This is a genomic window from Pseudomonas weihenstephanensis (assembly GCF_016812185.1).
GTDB classification, from domain to species: domain Bacteria; phylum Pseudomonadota; class Gammaproteobacteria; order Pseudomonadales; family Pseudomonadaceae; genus Aquipseudomonas; species Aquipseudomonas weihenstephanensis.
This window is the reverse complement of sequence record NZ_JAAEBV010000001.1, coordinates 957414-974541: the sequence shown is the minus strand read 5'-3', so window position 1 is coordinate 974541 and position 17128 is coordinate 957414. Positions and strand designations below refer to the sequence as shown.

Sequence of the window (17128 nt, the reverse complement as noted above, 5' to 3'; positions counted from 1 at the left end):
TTGACGGATTTTTTATAAGGAGTCATAAGTTGAGCGTTGAAGCCGTCAAGCATGCCCGAGAATTACTGCTCAAGGAATACCGTGGAGCGCTGGCCACCCAGTCCAAGGCGATGCCGGGCTTCCCGTTTGGCTCGGTGGTGCCCTATTGCCTGGACGAGCAAGGGCGGCCCTTGATCCTTATCAGCCGGATTGCCCAGCACACCCATAACCTGCGCAAAGACCCCAAGTGCTCCTTGATGGTCGGCGAGCGGGGCGCTGAAGATGTGCAGGCGGTGGGTCGCCTGACCTGCCTGGCTGAAGCCGAGCAGTTGACTGACCCTGAGGCGATTGAAGCGGCTGCCGAGCGTTACTACCGCTATTTCCCTGAGTCGCAGAGCTACCACACGGCCCATGATTTTGACTTTTGGGTGCTCAAGCCCGTTCGTCATCGTTACATCGGCGGTTTTGGCGCGATTCACTGGCTCGATCAGGTTACGTTGGCAAACCCGTTCGCCGGTCAAGCTGAAGTGCGCATGGTCGAGCACATGAACGATGACCACGCCAATGCGATCCAGCACTATGTTGAACTGGCCGGCTTACCGCAAACCGTGCCCGCCGCGCTGGTCGGTATTGACAGTGAAGGCATGCATTTGCGCATCGGCGACGGTCTTTATTGGCTAGGCTTTCCAGAGGTCTGTAACAACCCGACACAAGCCCGCGAGGCTCTGGTCTTTCTGGCGCGTGCGAGCCAATGGCCGAAAAAACAGCCAGCCTGACCTTGAATTCAGCGCCAAGCGCCGTCATCTAAGAGGGGTTGGAAGATATTCTTCCGGAGAGGAATCATTTGATGCGCGCTTTTCTATTGCTCTTTCTGTTGTTTCCAGTGCTAGAGCTGTACGTCTTTTTCAAGGTCAGCACCGCTATCGGGTTCTTCCCCGCGTTGCTGCTGATCATTGCTGGTTCCATGCTGGGCGTTCTCGTCGTGCGTGTGGCAGGTTTGGCGACTGCGCTCAGTGCGCGTGAAAGTTTGAACCGCGGTGAGTTGCCCGCTGAACAAATGCTTCACGGTCTGATGATGGCATTGGGTGGCGGTTTGCTGGTGCTTCCAGGTTTTATCAGCGATGTTGCCGGTTTGCTGTTGTTGCTGCCGCCCGTGCGCAGCCTGTTGGTGAATCGTCTGCGTAAACGTGCGCAAGAACAGGCCATTCGTCAGCGTGCTTTCGCCGATGAATTTGATGTGCCGACCCGGCCTGGTTCGCACACGCCTCTAGGCCGTGAGCCTAATGTGATCGAAGGCGAATTCGAGCACCGCGACAAGTAAAGCGGCTTAGCGTTTTCAACACGGCACCTAGAGTGCCGTGTTTGTTTTTTAACGGTGTGTAAACGCAAAAAAAACACGCGTGGGCCCTTGTAATCAATAAGGGCGCCCTCATGTAACGGACACCGCAGGGTTTTGCTGGCAACAGCAAACACTCTTCCGCGAAACACTCCCGGCAATTCCGGACTTGTAAACCCAGCCGGTATGAAACCGGCCGATGAACACCACAATTAGGAGAGATCGACAATGAAGCTTCGTCCTCTGCATGACCGCGTCGTAATCCGTCGCAGCGAAGAAGAAAAGAAAACCGCTGGCGGTATCGTTCTGCCGGGTTCGGCTGCTGAGAAAGCCAACAGCGGTGAAGTCATCGCTGTGGGCACTGGTCGCGTTCTGGACAACGGTGAAGTGCGCGCGCTGGCCGTAAAAGTGGGTGACAAGGTTGTGTTTGGCCCGTACTCCGGCAGCAACACCGTGAAAGTAGACGGCGAAGACCTGTTGGTAATGGCTGAGAACGAGATTCTCGCTGTTATCGAAGGCTGATTTCCCGCTCATTTTCCCGTTACTACACAGTATTTAAGGAAGAACGAACATGGCTGCTAAAGAAGTTAAATTCGGCGACTCCGCCCGTAAAAAAATGTTGGCCGGTGTAAACGTCCTGGCTGACGCAGTAAAAGCGACCCTGGGCCCTAAAGGCCGCAACGTGATCATCGAGAAGAGCTTCGGCGCTCCGACCATCACCAAGGACGGCGTGTCCGTTGCCAAAGAAATCGAGCTGAAAGATCGCTTCGAAAACATGGGCGCGCAGCTGGTTAAAGACGTTGCTTCCCGTGCCAACGATGACGCCGGTGACGGTACTACCACTGCAACCGTACTGGCTCAGTCGATCGTCAACGAAGGCCTGAAAGCCGTCGCTGCCGGCATGAACCCGATGGACCTCAAGCGCGGTATCGACAAAGCGACCATCGCTATTGTTAAAGAACTGCGTCAGCTGGCCAAGCCATGCGCTGACAGCAAGGCTATCGCTCAGGTAGGCACTATCTCTGCTAACTCCGACAGCTCCATCGGCGACATCATTGCCGAAGCCATGGAAAAAGTCGGTAAAGAAGGCGTGATCACCGTTGAAGAAGGCTCGGGCCTGGAAAACGAACTGTCTGTGGTTGAAGGCATGCAGTTCGACCGTGGCTACCTGTCCCCTTACTTCGTAAACAAGCCAGACACCATGGTGGCTGAGCTGGACGGCCCGCTGATCCTGTTGGTTGATAAAAAAATCTCCAACATCCGCGAAATGCTGCCAGTGCTGGAAGCCGTTGCAAAAGCCGGCCGCCCACTGTTGATCGTGGCTGAAGACGTTGAAGGCGAAGCCCTGGCGACTCTGGTTGTGAACAACATGCGCGGTATCGTTAAAGTCGCTGCTGTTAAAGCACCTGGCTTCGGCGATCGTCGTAAAGCAATGTTGCAGGACATCGCTGTTCTGACAGGCGGTACCGTCATCTCCGAAGAGATCGGCCTGAGCCTGGAAAGCACCACCCTGGAGCACCTGGGTAACGCCAAGCGCGTGATCCTGTCCAAAGAAAACACCACCATCATTGATGGCGCTGGCGTTGACGCGGATATCCAGGCCCGTGTAACTCAGATCCGTGCACAAGTGGCTGATACCACTTCTGACTACGACCGTGAAAAACTGCAAGAGCGTCTGGCCAAGCTGTCGGGCGGCGTTGCAGTGATCAAGGTTGGCGCGGGTTCTGAAGTAGAAATGAAAGAGAAGAAAGCCCGCGTTGAAGACGCCCTGCACGCAACCCGTGCAGCCGTTGAAGAAGGCGTGGTACCTGGCGGTGGCGTGGCACTGGTGCGTGCGTTGCAGGCTATCTCCGAACTGAAAGGCGACAACGCTGATCAGAACGTAGGTATTGCTCTGCTGCGTCGTGCTGTTGAAGCACCTCTGCGCCAGATCGTTGCCAACTCCGGTGACGAGCCAAGCGTAGTCGTCGACAAAGTGAAGCAGGGTTCGGGTAACTACGGTTACAACGCTGCCACTGGCGAATACGGCGACATGATTGAAATGGGTATTCTTGACCCGGCTAAAGTGACGCGTTCGGCTCTGCAAGCGGCTTCCTCGATTGCCAGCCTGATGATCACCACTGAGGCGATGATCGCTGAGATCCAGGAAGACAAAGCAGCTGGCGGCGGTATGCCAGACATGGGCGGCATGGGTGGTATGGGCGGCATGATGTAAGCCAGCCTTACCCCGCTACGCAAAAGCCCCGCCTGAGTAATCAGGCGGGGCTTTTTAGTGCCCGGCTATTAGTGGGTCGTTGTTCGGCCACATGTGCTTGCGACGCCATCGCGCGGTGATAGCACATGAGCGCCGCAACGGGAGATCACGCACTTGCGTGCTTAGCGTTGAGACACCTGTTGTTAAGCCGCTTGCGCCGGTTTCCAGCTCAACATCTGCGCGGCAAGCTGGCGTAGAACTGCTGGTCATCGAGTTCGTTGTTACGAGAAGCGGCGAAGAATTGAGAGGGGCCGTTACTGCCCGTTCGTGCTGGTAAGCATTGCGGCCCTGGCCGCGCCAGCAGACCTGCGAAAGCGATCACGCGCGTGCGCAAGTCTGATGGCGCGGCTGTCGGTCGCTTGTGAACCGCAGGTGAAAAAAATGTCAGGCTCTGATGAGCGTCAACTAAATACGCAGAACGCCTTGTGGCACTGGCCCTGCGCCGATCTTCACTCTAAGCTGCGCGGGCCAAGACGGCCGTAACTGCGTACGGAGAAAGTGCCCATGCGAATTCTGTTGGTTGAAGACAACCGCGATATCCTCGCCAATCTGGCCGATTATCTAGGGCTTAAAGGCTATACCGTGGATTGCGCACAGGATGGTTTGTCGGGCCTGCACCTGGCGGCCACCGAGCATTACGACTTGATCGTGCTCGACATCATGCTGCCCGGCATTGACGGCTATACCTTGTGCAAGCGCTTGCGTGAAGACGCGCGCCGCGACACACCCGTGATCATGCTCACCGCCCGTGATCAGTTGGACGATCGCCTGCAAGGCTTCAAGTCCGGTGCCGATGATTACCTGCTCAAACCCTTTGCGCTGTCTGAATTGGCGGCGCGCATTGAAGCCGTATTGCGTCGTGCCCAGGGCGGCGGGCGGCGCGAGCTGCAAGTAGCAGACCTCAAATATGACCTGGACACCCTTGAAGTCACGCGCGATGGGCGCCTGCTCAAGCTCAACCCGGTAGGGCTAAAACTGCTGGCTGTGCTGATGCAAAAAAGCCCGCACGTGCTGCGCCGCGAAGTATTGGAAGAAGCCTTGTGGGGCGACGATTGCCCGGACAGCGACAGCCTGCGCAGCCACGTACACCAACTGCGCCAGGTGATCGACAAACCGTTCGATAAACCGCTGCTGCAAACCGTGCATGGCGTGGGCTATCGCCTCGCCGAGGCACGCGATGGAGTTTAAGCAAAGCCTTGCCCAGCGGATCATAATCGCGTTTGCGCTGATGAGTGCGCTGGTTGCGGGCACCTTCGCGATGGGGATTGTCGCCACCGTGCACCTGGTGGAAGAAAAACTGATCTCGGCCGGTTTGGGCGGAGACTTGCAGCGCTTGCTGTTGATGGACAACGTTGCCGACTGGAATCACCGCCCCGAGCCAGACCAGTTGTTCTACTTCAGTGGTGGGCGCGGCGACTTTGCCTTACCCAAGGATCTGCGCCATTTGCAGCCGGGCTTTCACGAGGTGTTTCGCGACCAGTTGTCGTATCACGCCATGGTTGAGGTGGTTGACGGGCGGCGCTATGTCTTGCTGCAAGACCAAAGCGATTTTGAAGAGCGTGAGCGCGTGCTGTTTGCCGTGGTGCTGGTGGGCTTTGTGCTGGCGCTGGCGCTGGCGGTCTTCCTGGGCTGGGTGCTGGCCAGACGGGTGATGGCGCCGGTGGTAAGGCTGGCGCGCCAAGTGCGCCATCGCGATCAATTGCTCGGGCTGGCGCCGCCCTTGGCGCCCGATTACGCTGCCGATGAAGTGGGTGAGCTGGCCGTTGCCTTTGACGCCACGCTGGGGCGCCTGCGCGACACGCTGACCCGCGAACGGCTGTTTACCAGTGACGTGAGCCACGAGTTGCGCACGCCGTTGATGGTCCTGGCCAGTTCCTGCGAGCTGTTGCTCGAAAACCCGGCCCTGGATCAACGCAGTCGTTCGCAAGTGGAGCGTATTTCCCGCGCTTGCGAAGAGATGCGCGAGTTGGTGCAGACCTTTCTCATGCTGGCTCGTGCGCAACACGAAGACGCCAGTATGTCGCCCAAGGTCAACCTCACCACTGTGGCTGAAGGCTTGATCAGTCTGTGGCGTGGCCCGATTGAAGCCAAAGGCCTGGAGCTGATCTACCAGCCGGGTCAGCCGCTGGACACGCTCTATAACGCGACATTCCTGCACGCGGTGATGGGTAACTTGTTACGTAATGCGTTGCACTACACCGATACCGGCTTCATTCGCCTGACCCTCGAACCGACCGGTTTTGTGGTGGAGGACAGCGGTGTTGGTATCCCTGAAGAGAAACGCCAGGCCATGTTCCAGCCTTTTGTACGCGGCAGTGAAAAGCGCGGAGAGGGGCTGGGGCTGGGCTTGTCATTGGTTCAGCGCATCTGTGACAGCCAGGGCTGGCGTGTGTCATTGACCACGATGGAACCCAACGGTTGCCGTTTTCACGTCGAACTCGAACCCAAGGATTGATGCCCGCTTAACGACGGCCTGCACCTTGCTCGCCGTCGTCTCCTCTTAGCTTTTAGTCGTTAAATGGCCCCGCGCCAGCACTCCATGCCTGTAAAACCCTGCGATCTTTTCGGTGTTTAGCGGCACAAAATTTTCACTCGATGATGACCTGATGCTCACACCCGCCTGATTAAGGTAGGGCTACATGCTTCAGGAGAGCCGTCATGAGCCCCGTGATCACACTTAAGTTTTCTGAAAAGTACGACCAGCAACACGCAACTGACTATCTGTTAAAGCACCAGAACGGTTGGGCGCGACGCTTGTCCCATACCCGTGACGAGCAGTTGGCGCGCCGTGCCCTGGCGTTAGCGGGCGAACCTGGGGTGGTGCTGGATTTGCCGTGCGGCGCAGGTCGTTTTTGGCCGTTACTGGCCGCAAAACATAACCGTGAAATCATCGGGGCTGATAATTCAGCGTCTATGCTGGAAGTGGCTTGCGTCGCTCAGCCGTCCGAAGTGGTGAAACGGGTACGCCGTTTGCAGACATCTGCGTTTGATATAGACCTGCCAGATAACGCGGTCGACAGTATTTTTTGTATGCGCCTGCTCCACCATATCGGTGACGCAAGTCATCGGATGGCTCTATTGCGGGAGTTTCACCGTGTCAGCCGCGACAGCGTGATTGTTTCTTTGTGGGTCGACGGCAACTTCAAGGCGTGGAAGCGTAAGCGTCTGGAGCGTCAACGGGGCACTTCGCCTGTGCAGGAGGGTTACCAAAATCGGTTTGTGTTACCTGCTGTTACGGTTGAGGCGGAGTTTAGGAAGGCTGGTTTCACTGTTCAGGAGCATTTGGACTTTATTCCGCTGTATGCGATGTGGCGGGTTTACGTACTACGCAAGAGGTAACTCATGGCCGTTGATTGTGTACAGCAACCCCCGATGTCGACAGAAGACTGTTTTGAACATTACTGGCGCCAGGAGGGCGAGTGGGTCGAAGAACCCAACCAGCGTCGTGGCGGGGAGAGTGGGGTACAACGAATCCACGAAGCGGGTCGGTTGTTGTATGCCAAGCGGCAAGTGGGCCATATCTACCGCAGCTGGCGCTACCCGCTAGGGCGCCCGACTGTGTTGCGTGAGCGCGATGCGCTGCTGGCCCTGAGCGCCTTGTCCGTCAATGTGCCGGAACTGGTGTTTTGTGGGGCCAGGCAGGCACCGGACGGGCAATGGCGTGCGTTGTTGGTGACGGCGGCGCTGGACGGCTTTATCGAAATCGACAATTGGTACGCCGCCGGTGGGCGTGAGCGCTATGGCGAAGCCGTGCATGAGCGCGTGCTTGAGGCTGTGGCGCAAAACCTGGCGCGCATGCACCTGGGGCGTTGGCAGCACGGTTGCCTTTATATCAAACATGTCTTTGTACGGGTCACGGGCAGCGCGCAGAGTGCAACGGTAGACGTCGCCCTGCTTGACTTGGAGAAATGCAGGCAACGCCTGACACCCTACAAGGCGGCCTCACACGATCTGAAACAGCTGCGTCGCCATTCGTCGTGGAGCGACACCGACTGGCGCAAGTTGATCTACTTTTATGAGACGGTGTTTGGCAGCGCCATCAAAGGTTTACGATGATGAAGAGAGAAATAGCACGAGGTTTGTTCCTGCTGGGTGCGCTGGCGATTGCTTCGGTGGCAATGGCCGCCTGGGAGCAACCCCGTTTGCAAGTGTTGAGTTCAACCACCAGTGGCAGTCAATGCCCGCTGCCGCGCATCGCTAAAGTCGAAACCATAGCCAGGCCGGATCATGATTTATTGCTGTTCATGTTTGGTATGTCCCAAGGCCTGCGCCCCTGACAGGCTGTCTGTCGCCGTTGCCGAAGGCCCTGTGCGCAAGCGAAGACGTCGTTAACTCAGGGTGCTGGTTTTGCCTGATTTAACGACGTCATCGGATGTCGTGATCGCTGCGCAGACAACTGCCCTACATCACATGCAAATGGTTGTCCCAAAGCCCTGCGGGCAAATCCAGCGGTTTGGCGGTCAACGGTGTTTGTCGGCAGTCATAGAACCGGCAGCGCCCCTGGCCTGATGTCACCACGAAACCCTCTTTTACGGCGGCTACGCCTGCGCAATCGGGCAACGGCGCATCCAGTCGTACTGCGCCACTGTCCAGATCCCACACAAAAAACCGATTACCGCGAGGGGCCGTCAATGCCACCAGCCGCAAGTCGCTGTGCACCGCCACGCTGGCGGTGTAATGGCCCATTGCACGCAGTTGCTGTTCGGCCACCGGGAACGGCTTAAAGGGCTGGCCGGGGCGCTTGATTGCCAACAACTCGGACAGCGCGTGGGCGTCGCCCATAAATTGTTGGCACGCCACTATAGTGCCATCGTTGGCAATGCCTAAGTGACGCACGCTGTTCATCGGCTGGCTGAGGGTTTCTTTACTCAGCAGGGTGCCGTCACGCTGCATCAGCACCAGGCTGGGTTGCATGGCGTTGAGGTTCATCTCGACCCGGCTTTCAGCTTCGGTACGGATACCGCCGTTGGCCACCACCAGCGTTTCGCCGTCTGGCATCCACGACACTTGATGCGGGCCTACGCCGTGAGTCGGGATTTCGCCAGTGTGTATCAGACGCTCGCCTTCAAAGCGGTAAACCCCCAGCACGCCACGGCCCGGGTCGGTGGTGTCGTTTTCTGTGGTGTACAGCCACTCGCCATCTTTATGAATCACCGCGTGACCATAAAAGTGGCGATTGGGCAGGGATGTCAGGGTTTGCAGCAACTGCCCATCCTTGAGGTTGATCAGGTAGCTCTCGGTGCCGGGGCGCCGGGCAACGAACAACGCAATGGGCAGTGTGGGGTGGTTGATGATGTCGTGGCAGCGCTGGCCCACTGGGGTGTTGAATACCTGAGTGCCGTCGAGCGTGTAACCCACGGCAAAGTGATTGCCGTCCACGTCATCCCGGGCGCTCAACAACAGCGGGCTGTGGCCTTTGTTTTTGAACAGCGACCAGCCGCCCAGCGTAACGGCGCTCAGCAGTAAACCGCCGAGTTTCAGAGCTTGCCTGCGCATCATCGAACCTTCCTTCATTAATCGCCGTCGTTGGCGTTAAAGCCCAGTTGAATGCCCAGCGCCTTGGCCAGTTCACCTTCGTGCAAGCGGTGAACCACGTTCAGGCTGTCGTAAATCGCATTCAGCCTGGCGCGGCCGGCGTCATCGGCCAGCAATTCATTCAGCGACTGCTGGTTATCATTGAACAATTTGAGCGAGGCGGCATACGCGGCGTCAATTTTGTCGGCCAACGGTTTCTGGTCGGCGGGCAACAGACCACGCAAACCTTTGTTGTCAACGCCAGCCCATACGGTCTGAGCGGCGGCCAAGCTGGCGGCCAGGCTCTTGAGCGACGACTCGCTGCGCCATGCATCGGCCTGGAAAGGCTGCGCAATGCCCTTGCTCTGGCGGCCCATCGGGGTGCCGAGTTTCTTTTTCAGGGTGTCCAGTGCGGTGACCTGAACCCGCAGCAGGTCAGCAATGGCTTCGTGGGAATCGGCATAGCGCTGGTTAGGGAACTTGCTCATCTGCGCCAGCATGCCGTCGGTGCTGTTCCAGCTCCCCAGAATTTCTTCGGCCAGTTGTTTCTGACGCTCGCCAATGGCCGTGAGCAGTGGGCAATAACGGGCTTTTTGCGTGTCATCGGCAAGGTCAATCTTGCTGTCGAACAAGATGTACTCGTAAGCCGACAGACCCTGCACCACAACACTGGACTTGGCCAGGGCAGCAGCATCGATCTGCGGCTGAGCGATGACCAGTTGTTCAACCTGACGCCCGACCAGGTTCTTTTTGTCCGGCCAGAACTGCACTTGCCACGAACGATTGCCCTCAGCCAGCGGACCGATCAGCAGCGGTTGCAGCTCGGCCCAGGCTTTCTGCGCATGCAGGAAGTCGGCACGGGCGGTTTCCAGGGTTTCTTTGCCTTCGCAATACGCCAGGGCGCTGACAGCCAATTGGCGATCGGCATCGGCCCAGCGGCTGTAAGTTGGCAGGATCACTTGCTTGGCAATCGCGGCCGAGGTCACGGCTTGCGGGTCTTGCGGTGCACACGCGCCCAAGGCAAGGGCGGCAAGGCTGGTGAACAACAACTTGGGTCGAAACATGTCGGGGTCCCCGATCTTATAAGCGTTTAAAGAGAATTCAGGAACGCCAGCAACGCAGCGCGCTGCTCGGCATTGAACTGTAAAACCTGCTGCCTGGCCGGTTCGGCCTCGCCACCATGCCACAGCACGGCTTCGAGCAGGTTGCGTGCACGTCCATCGTGCAAAAACTGGGTATGGCCGCTCACGTTCTGGGTCAAACCAATCCCCCATAAGGGCGCAGTGCGCCATTGTCGACCACTGGCGGTGAACTCGGTGCGGCCATCGGCCAGCCCTTCGCCCATATCGTGCAATAACAGGTCGCTGTAGGGATGAATGACCTGATTGGCCAGCTCCGGTTCAGCCGCCGTGGCTGAGGTGGTGAAGGTCGGGGTGTGACACGCAACGCAGCCAGCTTTGTAGAACAGGTTTTTACCGGCCAGCACTTCTGGTGCGCCGACATCCCGACGCGCGGGCACCGCGAGGTTGCGGGTATAGAACTCGACCAGACGCAGAATGTTGTCGCTGACCTCAGGCTCACCTTGCGGGCCATTGCCGTTGGGCGCTTCAAGGCAGGCAGTTTGAGCCTGGGTGCAATCATCAAACGGTCTCAGGGACGTGGTAAGCCCCATATCACCAGAAAAGGCGTGAACATTTTGTTGATTGAGATTGGGTTGGCCAGCTTTCCAGCCAAATCGGCCCAAGACAGTTTTTTGTTGTGCGTCGTCCCACACCCAATTAGGGCGCCCGGTAACGCCATCAGCGCTCTTGTCCTTGGCGTTGGCCAAAATGTCTTGGTCCGGGATTGCTTCAAGCAGCCCCAGGCCAATCATAGGCGGCGCAATACGGGCGGAAAAACGCGCGTCAGGGTGCATCGGGCCGTAGCCTAATTGAGTGATGTGCAGCACAGGTTTGCGCAGTTCGACTTCGGTGCCGTCCTTGAAACGCACGGGCACAGGCGTGTAATCGACCCGCACCTTGCCCTCAGGTGGCACGCCGGGCACTGACATGTCCTGTAATTGGCCGCCGTAGACCGGTTCGGGGACGATGCCGATTTGTTCGATCAGCGTGGCAAATGCCGGGTCATTGGGAATCGACAGGCGTACTAGCATCGAGACGGCGTTCTTGGCGTTGGGGGCGGGTGGATGACCCCGGCCGTCCTTGATGTGGCAGTTTTGGCAGGCGTTGGTATTGAACAGGGGCCCCAGCCCGTCGCGCGCCGTGGTGGTAGACGGGGCGATCACCCACGGGCTGCGGAAAAAACTGTTGCCGACACTGAAATCCAGACGCCGTGTGGGCGCCAGGTTGGCAGAGGGCATCGAAAACGCATTTTGATCGGTTTTACGCACCGTCGTGGCCCCACCGGAGCGGGCTTCGCCAGGCTCGGGTTTGGTAAAACGCGGGGCGTCATCACAACCGCCAAGGCCAAGGGCCAGGAGCAGCAGAGACAGGCGAAGAGGCAACGAAGGCATCAAGCGTCCAGTTCAGCGAGCAAAATCGAGGGCGCAAAGTTTATCAGGGAAGGTGAATTGAAATAAGAGGAATTAGCGTTTGGTTTGATCTGCGGCAGTCAACGACCGTAAACCCTTCATCGGATGGCATGATCTGCCGGGTTGAATAATCGCGTGCCGGGGTGGCGCATCGCGACCCATCGCAGCCTCGCGTTACTCGTCAGCGACTACGGGCCATGCATCGGTGAGGCATCTGTAAACCCACAAAAAAGGCGGCCCGCAGGCCGCCTCATGTTCAGTCACTCAAACGCTATCGATCAAAAATCGTGATCGGCGTTGTCCGGGTTCAGGTCGCTGATGCCCAGCTTGCCAGCGGCTTGTTCAATGGCACCGGTCTGCTTGACCAGCGCGCCGATGGCGTCACGAACCACTTGGTTGCCGGACTCGTTGCCCGCGGCGATCAATTGGTCGTAGTGCTCGCCCTTGGCTGCACGATCCACCATGACCTGGATCTTGGCTTCGGTATCGGCCAGGTCAGACTTCAAGGTGGCGTCAGCAGCCGGGTCAACTACGGCTACCAGCGAAGACAGGCTAGGGCCGGTCATCTTGGTGCCATCGGCGCGTACGTATTCACCCAGGTACACGTTACGAATACCTTTGGCGTCGTAGAAGTGCGAGTTGTGGGTGTTGTCGCTGAAGCAGTCTTGTTCGTCTTCAGGGGAGTTGGCTTCCAGCGACACTTTCATGCGCTCGCCTGCCAGTTCGCCCAACGACAGGCTGCCCATGCCGAACAGCATTTTGCGCAGACCGTTTTGGACAGGCTCTGCTTCCAGCGATGCGCGGTAGTTGTCGGCCACCTCAGGTGCCCAGTTCGCCACCATTTCGTTCAGGTCATTGACCAGCAATTGGGTCACGGCTTTCAGGTAGGCACGACGACGGTCGTTGTGGCCGCCCGTAGCGCCTTCACCTTCAAGGTAGTCCGACGCAGGGCGGTTGCCTGCACCCGGACCGGTGCCGTTGAGGTCCTGGCCCCACAGCAGGAATTCGATAGCGTGATAGCCAGTGGCTACGTTAGCTTCCGAGCCGCCCAGCTCGTTGAGGCTGGCAAGGACTTCAGGGGTGATTTGGGTGACGTCGACTTTGTCTTCGCCGACCTGGATTTGGGTGTTGGCAATGATGTTGGCGGTGGCACCCGGGTTGCCCAGAGCGTGCGCGTAGCTGGTGTCAACGTAGTCGATCAGGCCCTCATCCAGTGGCCAGGCGTTAACTTGACCTTCCCAATCGTCAATGATGGTGTTGCCAAAGCGGAACACTTCGCTTTGCAGGTAAGGCACGCGGGACTCAACCCAGGCCGCTTTGGCCGCTTTCAACGTGTCATCGTTAGGGTTGGCCAAAAAGGCGTCGATTGCGGTTTGCAGTTTTTTAGCGGTGGATTCGGCGTCGCTGTAGACGGCGTGCACCATGTCGGCGTAATGCGCGACAACAGCCTTGGCGGCAGCTTCGTCGATTTTCACTGCGCTGATGTCAGCTGCGGGAGTCGCTTGAGTCGTCGCTGCGGCAGGCGCTGGGGTCGCTGCATTTTTTTCTTGGTCTTTGTCGCCACAACCGGCGAGTGAAATAGCAATGGCCAGCAGACTGGCGGAGGCCAGGGGCATACGAATCATGGCGAAAATCCTGCTTCGAGAGGTGGGACACGCGTGCGACTGCACGCAATACTGGCGACATGATGCGAAAGATATGCATTTTCTGTAAAGGGTTAGCGTTGTAAATATTTCCTATTCACGTCACCTCTACGCCGGATGCTTCACCGCACTCGAAACATGCATTTACATAATGACGGCATTGTTGCGCTGCGCCTGCTTCAGAAAAATGCTCAATTCCCGTGCAATCAGGGGCTTGCTGTACAAGTAACCCTGGCCTTCATGGCAGCCTTCATTGATCACGTACATCTCTTGCGACAGGGTTTCGACGCCCTCGGCAATCACTTGCATGCCCAAACTTTTACCGAGCTGGATGATGGCCCGCACGATGGTGGCATCGTCGTCATCGTCAATCAGGTCCTGCACAAAGCTTTTATCGATCTTGATTTTGTCCAGCGGCAGGCTCTTGAGGTAGCTGAGTGACGAATAGCCTGTGCCAAAGTCATCAATGGCGATCAATGCCCCCGAGCGGCGCAGGCTCAGCAGGTGCTGGGCGGCGGTGCTGATGTCTTCCATCAGGCCGGTTTCAGTGACTTCCAGTTCCAGACTGCGCGCGGGTAAACGGTAAATTTGCAGCAGATTGTTGACCATGCGCGGCAGGTCGGCGTGGTGCAGCTGCACGGTCGACAGGTTGACCGCCATGCGCAGCTCAGTGAAGCCCTGATCGTGCCACTCGCGCAATTGATGACAGGCTTGATCCAGTACCCACTCGCCAATGGCGATGATGCTGCCGTTTTGTTCGGCCAGGGGGATGAACAAGTCAGGTGGCACCATGCCGTGTTCGGGGTGCTGCCAGCGTAACAGCGCCTCGACGCCGACTACGCGGTGATCGCTGTAGCGAATCTGCGGTTGATAGACCAGGTACAGCTGATTGCACAGCAAGGCGTCACGCAGGTCTTTTTCCAACTCTCGCCTGCGGCGTATCTCGCTGTCGACGCTGGCGATGTAGAACTGGTAACGGCTGCGCGAGCGGCTCTTGGCCAAGGTCATGGTCTGCTCGGCCTTTTGCAGCAATTTTTCGCTGGTGTCGCCATCTTCGGGGAACAGCGTGATACCGATGGTGGCCCGCAGTCGAATCGTCTGTTCTGCCAGCGAAAACGGGGTTTCGAGGTCGTCGAGAATACTCTGCGCCAACTCGGCCACCTGATAAGGCTGGTCGATATCGGCCTGCACCAGGGCAAATTGGTCACCGCCCAGGCGGGCGAGGGCGCCCAGTCGGCCGCTGTGAGAGCGCAGACGGTCAGCAACGGCCATCAGCAGTTGGTCGCCGGTCTGGTAGCCATATTGCTCGTTGATACTTTTGAAATCGTCCAGGCCCACGCACAACACGCCCACCCTGCGTTGCAAGCGCCCGGCATCGAATAAAATCTTGGCCAGTTGCGTTTGCAGTTGCTGGCGATTGGGCAGGCCGGTCAGAAAGTCGTACTGGGCCATGCGCAGCAGGGTGTTTTCGGCTTCGTGGCGCAGGTGCGTATTGCGTTCTATTGAGGTCAGTAACTGGTTGGCGGTGTTGATCCAGATCCCCAGTTCGTTTTTTTCGTGGCCCTTGAGCAACGGCAACAGGTGTTCGCTGGGACGGTCGGGGTTGATCGTGCTCAGGTGCTCAATCATGCGCGACAACGGTTTGGTCAGCAGCCAGTGATAGATCAGGTACAGCACCAGCCCCATCAGCAGGGCGCGCAGTACACCGGAGATGAAAATAATCCCGGAATTGACCAGAAACCCGTCGCCATAGGTCGCGGTGTCCAGGGTGATGGTCAAATCGCCGTAGTACTCGCTGTAAGGGCCGCGACCGACCAGAGGGGTGACGAAGGTGAGTTCCTTGCCCAGAAACACATCTGTCAGCCAGCGGCTGGAGGCTTCTCGCAGCGGTCGGGACTTTTGCGCCAGGGTGGTTTCTTTGGGGTGCCCGATAGAGGCCTGGCGTACGGCTTCGTCCTGAAACAGCCCCTCGATCACTTGCATGGCCATTTCGCGGTCCAGGCTATAAACGGCCTGGGTCGAAGGGTCGCGAAACATGTCGAGAATGCGTTCGGCGTCATTGTTGATCGACTGCCGGGTTTTGTAGGCGTCGAACACAATTTGCGCGCAGCTGAGCACCACCCCGACGACCAGCGCTGACAGCAGCACGATCCGGAGCAACTTGACTGACAAGCTGTTTTTAAGTTCCAGCTTCAAAGAGCGCTTCCTTGTTTCCGGCCGATGATATCAAGTAGCCATGACTGTGGGTAATCCCTCGCAGACACTCTTCGCTTTCAAAACGTTGATGCGGCCATGCTGTGCACACTGTGTCGGTCTTGTGCCTGCTGAACTTGAGCCGGTGCCGAAGAATATTTCAGTGGTTTGATTCTAGCTGGCGTTAGTGCACCGGCCAGTGGGGCACGGACTTTTCAGCAGGCAAAAAAAACCCGGCAATGCCGGGTTTTTTATCTGGCGCATCGCTTAAGCGGTGAAGGTTTTGCCTTCGAACTGCTCGGCCACGAACTTCCAGTTAACGAGGTTCCAGAACGCTTCTACATACTTCGGACGTACGTTGCGGTAGTCGATGTAGTAAGCGTGTTCCCACACGTCGCAGGTCAGCAGCGGGGTGTCGCCGCTGGTCAGCGGGTTACCGGCGCCGATGGTGCTGGCCAGTGCCAGGGAACCGTCAGCCTTTTTCACCAGCCAGCCCCAGCCGGAACCGAAGGTGCCGATGGAGGTTTTGCTGAATTCTTCTTTGAACGTGTCGAACGAGCCGAACGAGGCGTTGATCGCTTCAGCCAGTGCGCCAGTCGGTTGGCCGCCGCCGTTTGGCGTCATGCAGTTCCAGTAGAACGTGTGGTTCCACACTTGGGCTGCGTTGTTGAAGATACCGCCCGAAGAGGTTTTAACGATCTCTTCCAGGGTTTTGCCTTCAAACTCGGTACCTGGCACCAGGTTGTTCAGGTTCACGACGTAGGTGTTGTGGTGCTTGTCGTGGTGAAACTCCAGGGTTTCTTTGGAGATGTGCGGCTGCAGGGCATCGTGTGCGTACGGCAGCGGCGGCAATTCGAAAGCCATGTTGATTCTCCTAATCAGGTCAGTTGCGATGAGCGCAAGGCCGATCACGGGCGGCCAAACACGCGCCGATGAGTTTTTACTCTTCGCGGCGCAGGGTCAGGATCATAGCACCGGGGTGACGCCTTAACCACGCAACAACTGTGTGGAATAGAGGTTCCAGCGCGATTGATGGAAAAACTCGATGGGTTCGGGCGCGTCGTTTTTGTCCTCGATCACCCGGCAACAATCAACTGTACGGCCACGGTGTACATCATCACGGCCACCAGCAAATCGAGCAGGCGCCAGGTGCCGGGACGGGCCAGCCACGGTGCCAGCCATGCCGCGCCGAGGGCCAGGGTGAAGAACCACAACAGTGAAGCGCTGGCTGCACCGATGACATAAGCGCCGGGTACACTTTGCTGCGCCCCCAGCGAGCCGATCAGCAAAACGGTGTCGAGGTACACATGGGGGTTGAGCAGGGTGACGGCCAATGCACTGAGCATCACCGCCTTGAGCGAGCGGGCGGTTTGCCCCGCCGATTGTTCAAGGCTGGAATTAGAAAAGGCGCGGCGCAGCGCCTGGGTGCCGTACCACAACAAAAACACAGCGCCACCCCAGCGCGCCACGCTGAGCAGGATGGGGTTTTGCGCCAAAATCGTCGCCAGCCCGAACACCCCGGCAGCCACGAGCAAGGCGTCGCACACCACACAAAATGCCGCCACTGGCAGGTGGTGCTCTCGGCGCAGGCTTTGCGCCAGCACGAAAGCATTTTGGGTGCCAATGGCCATAATCAGGCCGAACGCGACCAACAGGCCGTTGAGGTAGCTTTGCCACAT

16 protein-coding genes are annotated in these 17128 nt (G+C 58.0%); 9 read left to right on the top strand and 7 right to left on the bottom strand.

Going from position 1 to position 17128, the window contains the following annotated elements:
* Positions 1–29: 29 nt before the first annotated feature.
* The 9 genes from GYN01_RS04335 (at position 30) to GYN01_RS04295 (ending at position 7846) form a co-directional block, all read left to right on the top strand.
* Positions 30–755, top strand: coding sequence for a HugZ family pyridoxamine 5'-phosphate oxidase (locus GYN01_RS04335; protein WP_203306628.1), 726 nt, complete (start codon positions 30–32; stop codon positions 753–755).
* A gap of 71 nt (positions 756–826) precedes the next feature.
* Positions 827–1300, top strand: coding sequence for an FxsA family protein (locus GYN01_RS04330; protein WP_059761561.1), 474 nt, complete (start codon positions 827–829; stop codon positions 1298–1300).
* A gap of 243 nt (positions 1301–1543) precedes the next feature.
* Positions 1544–1837: a co-chaperone GroES gene (locus GYN01_RS04325; RefSeq protein ID WP_016779794.1), complete on the top strand. Its 294-nt coding sequence runs from the start codon at positions 1544–1546 to the stop codon at positions 1835–1837.
* 49 nt (positions 1838–1886) lie between these two features.
* Positions 1887–3530: a chaperonin GroEL gene (gene groL, locus GYN01_RS04320; RefSeq protein ID WP_048362806.1), complete on the top strand. Its 1644-nt coding sequence runs from the start codon at positions 1887–1889 to the stop codon at positions 3528–3530.
* 543 nt (positions 3531–4073) lie between these two features.
* On the top strand, positions 4074–4757 hold the full coding sequence (gene colR / locus GYN01_RS04315; RefSeq protein WP_048362807.1) for a two-component system response regulator ColR: 684 nt from the start codon (positions 4074–4076) through the stop codon (positions 4755–4757).
* Positions 4747–6024, top strand: coding sequence for a sensor histidine kinase (locus GYN01_RS04310; protein ID WP_203306627.1), 1278 nt, complete (start codon positions 4747–4749; stop codon positions 6022–6024). The genes colR and GYN01_RS04310 overlap by 11 nt, the downstream gene beginning before the upstream one ends.
* Positions 6025–6227: 203 nt before the next feature.
* On the top strand, positions 6228–6908 hold the full coding sequence (locus GYN01_RS04305) for a class I SAM-dependent methyltransferase (protein WP_048362809.1): 681 nt from the start codon (positions 6228–6230) through the stop codon (positions 6906–6908).
* A gap of 3 nt (positions 6909–6911) precedes the next feature.
* Entirely contained in the window at positions 6912–7625 is a 714-nt protein-coding gene (locus GYN01_RS04300; RefSeq protein ID WP_048362810.1) for a lipopolysaccharide kinase InaA family protein, read from the top strand.
* Positions 7625–7846: a hypothetical protein gene (locus tag GYN01_RS04295; protein ID WP_048362811.1), complete on the top strand. Its 222-nt coding sequence runs from the start codon at positions 7625–7627 to the stop codon at positions 7844–7846. Before GYN01_RS04300 ends, GYN01_RS04295 begins: the two co-directional genes overlap by 1 nt.
* Positions 7847–7970: 124 nt before the next feature.
* Here the strand turns inward: GYN01_RS04295 and GYN01_RS04290 are convergent, their stop codons facing one another.
* The 7 genes from GYN01_RS04290 to GYN01_RS04260 form a co-directional block, all read right to left on the bottom strand.
* Positions 7971–9068 carry a DUF1513 domain-containing protein gene (locus tag GYN01_RS04290; protein WP_048401020.1) on the bottom strand — a complete coding sequence of 366 codons (1098 nt, stop codon included), beginning with the start codon at positions 9066–9068 and terminating at the stop codon, positions 7971–7973.
* Positions 9069–9082: 14 nt separating this feature from the next.
* The gene (locus GYN01_RS04285; RefSeq protein ID WP_048362813.1) at positions 9083–10147 is read right to left on the bottom strand and encodes an imelysin family protein; all 1065 of its coding nucleotides are present in this window, start codon (positions 10145–10147) and stop codon (positions 9083–9085) included.
* A 26-nt stretch (positions 10148–10173) separates the two neighbouring features.
* Positions 10174–11595, bottom strand: coding sequence for a di-heme oxidoreductase family protein (locus GYN01_RS04280; RefSeq protein ID WP_048401018.1), 1422 nt, complete (start codon positions 11593–11595; stop codon positions 10174–10176).
* Positions 11596–11891: 296 nt separating this feature from the next.
* Positions 11892–13238, bottom strand: coding sequence for an imelysin family protein (locus GYN01_RS04275; protein WP_048401016.1), 1347 nt, complete (start codon positions 13236–13238; stop codon positions 11892–11894).
* 162 nt (positions 13239–13400) lie between these two features.
* Positions 13401–15452, bottom strand: a complete 2052-nt coding sequence (locus GYN01_RS04270) for a putative bifunctional diguanylate cyclase/phosphodiesterase (RefSeq protein ID WP_048362816.1) — start codon at positions 15450–15452, stop codon at positions 13401–13403.
* Positions 15453–15716: 264 nt separating this feature from the next.
* Complete coding sequence (locus tag GYN01_RS04265; protein ID WP_048362817.1) at positions 15717–16313, bottom strand: superoxide dismutase; 597 nt, start codon at positions 16311–16313, stop codon at positions 15717–15719.
* 212 nt (positions 16314–16525) lie between these two features.
* The gene (locus GYN01_RS04260) at positions 16526–17128 is read right to left on the bottom strand and encodes a LysE/ArgO family amino acid transporter (RefSeq protein WP_048362818.1); all 603 of its coding nucleotides are present in this window, start codon (positions 17126–17128) and stop codon (positions 16526–16528) included.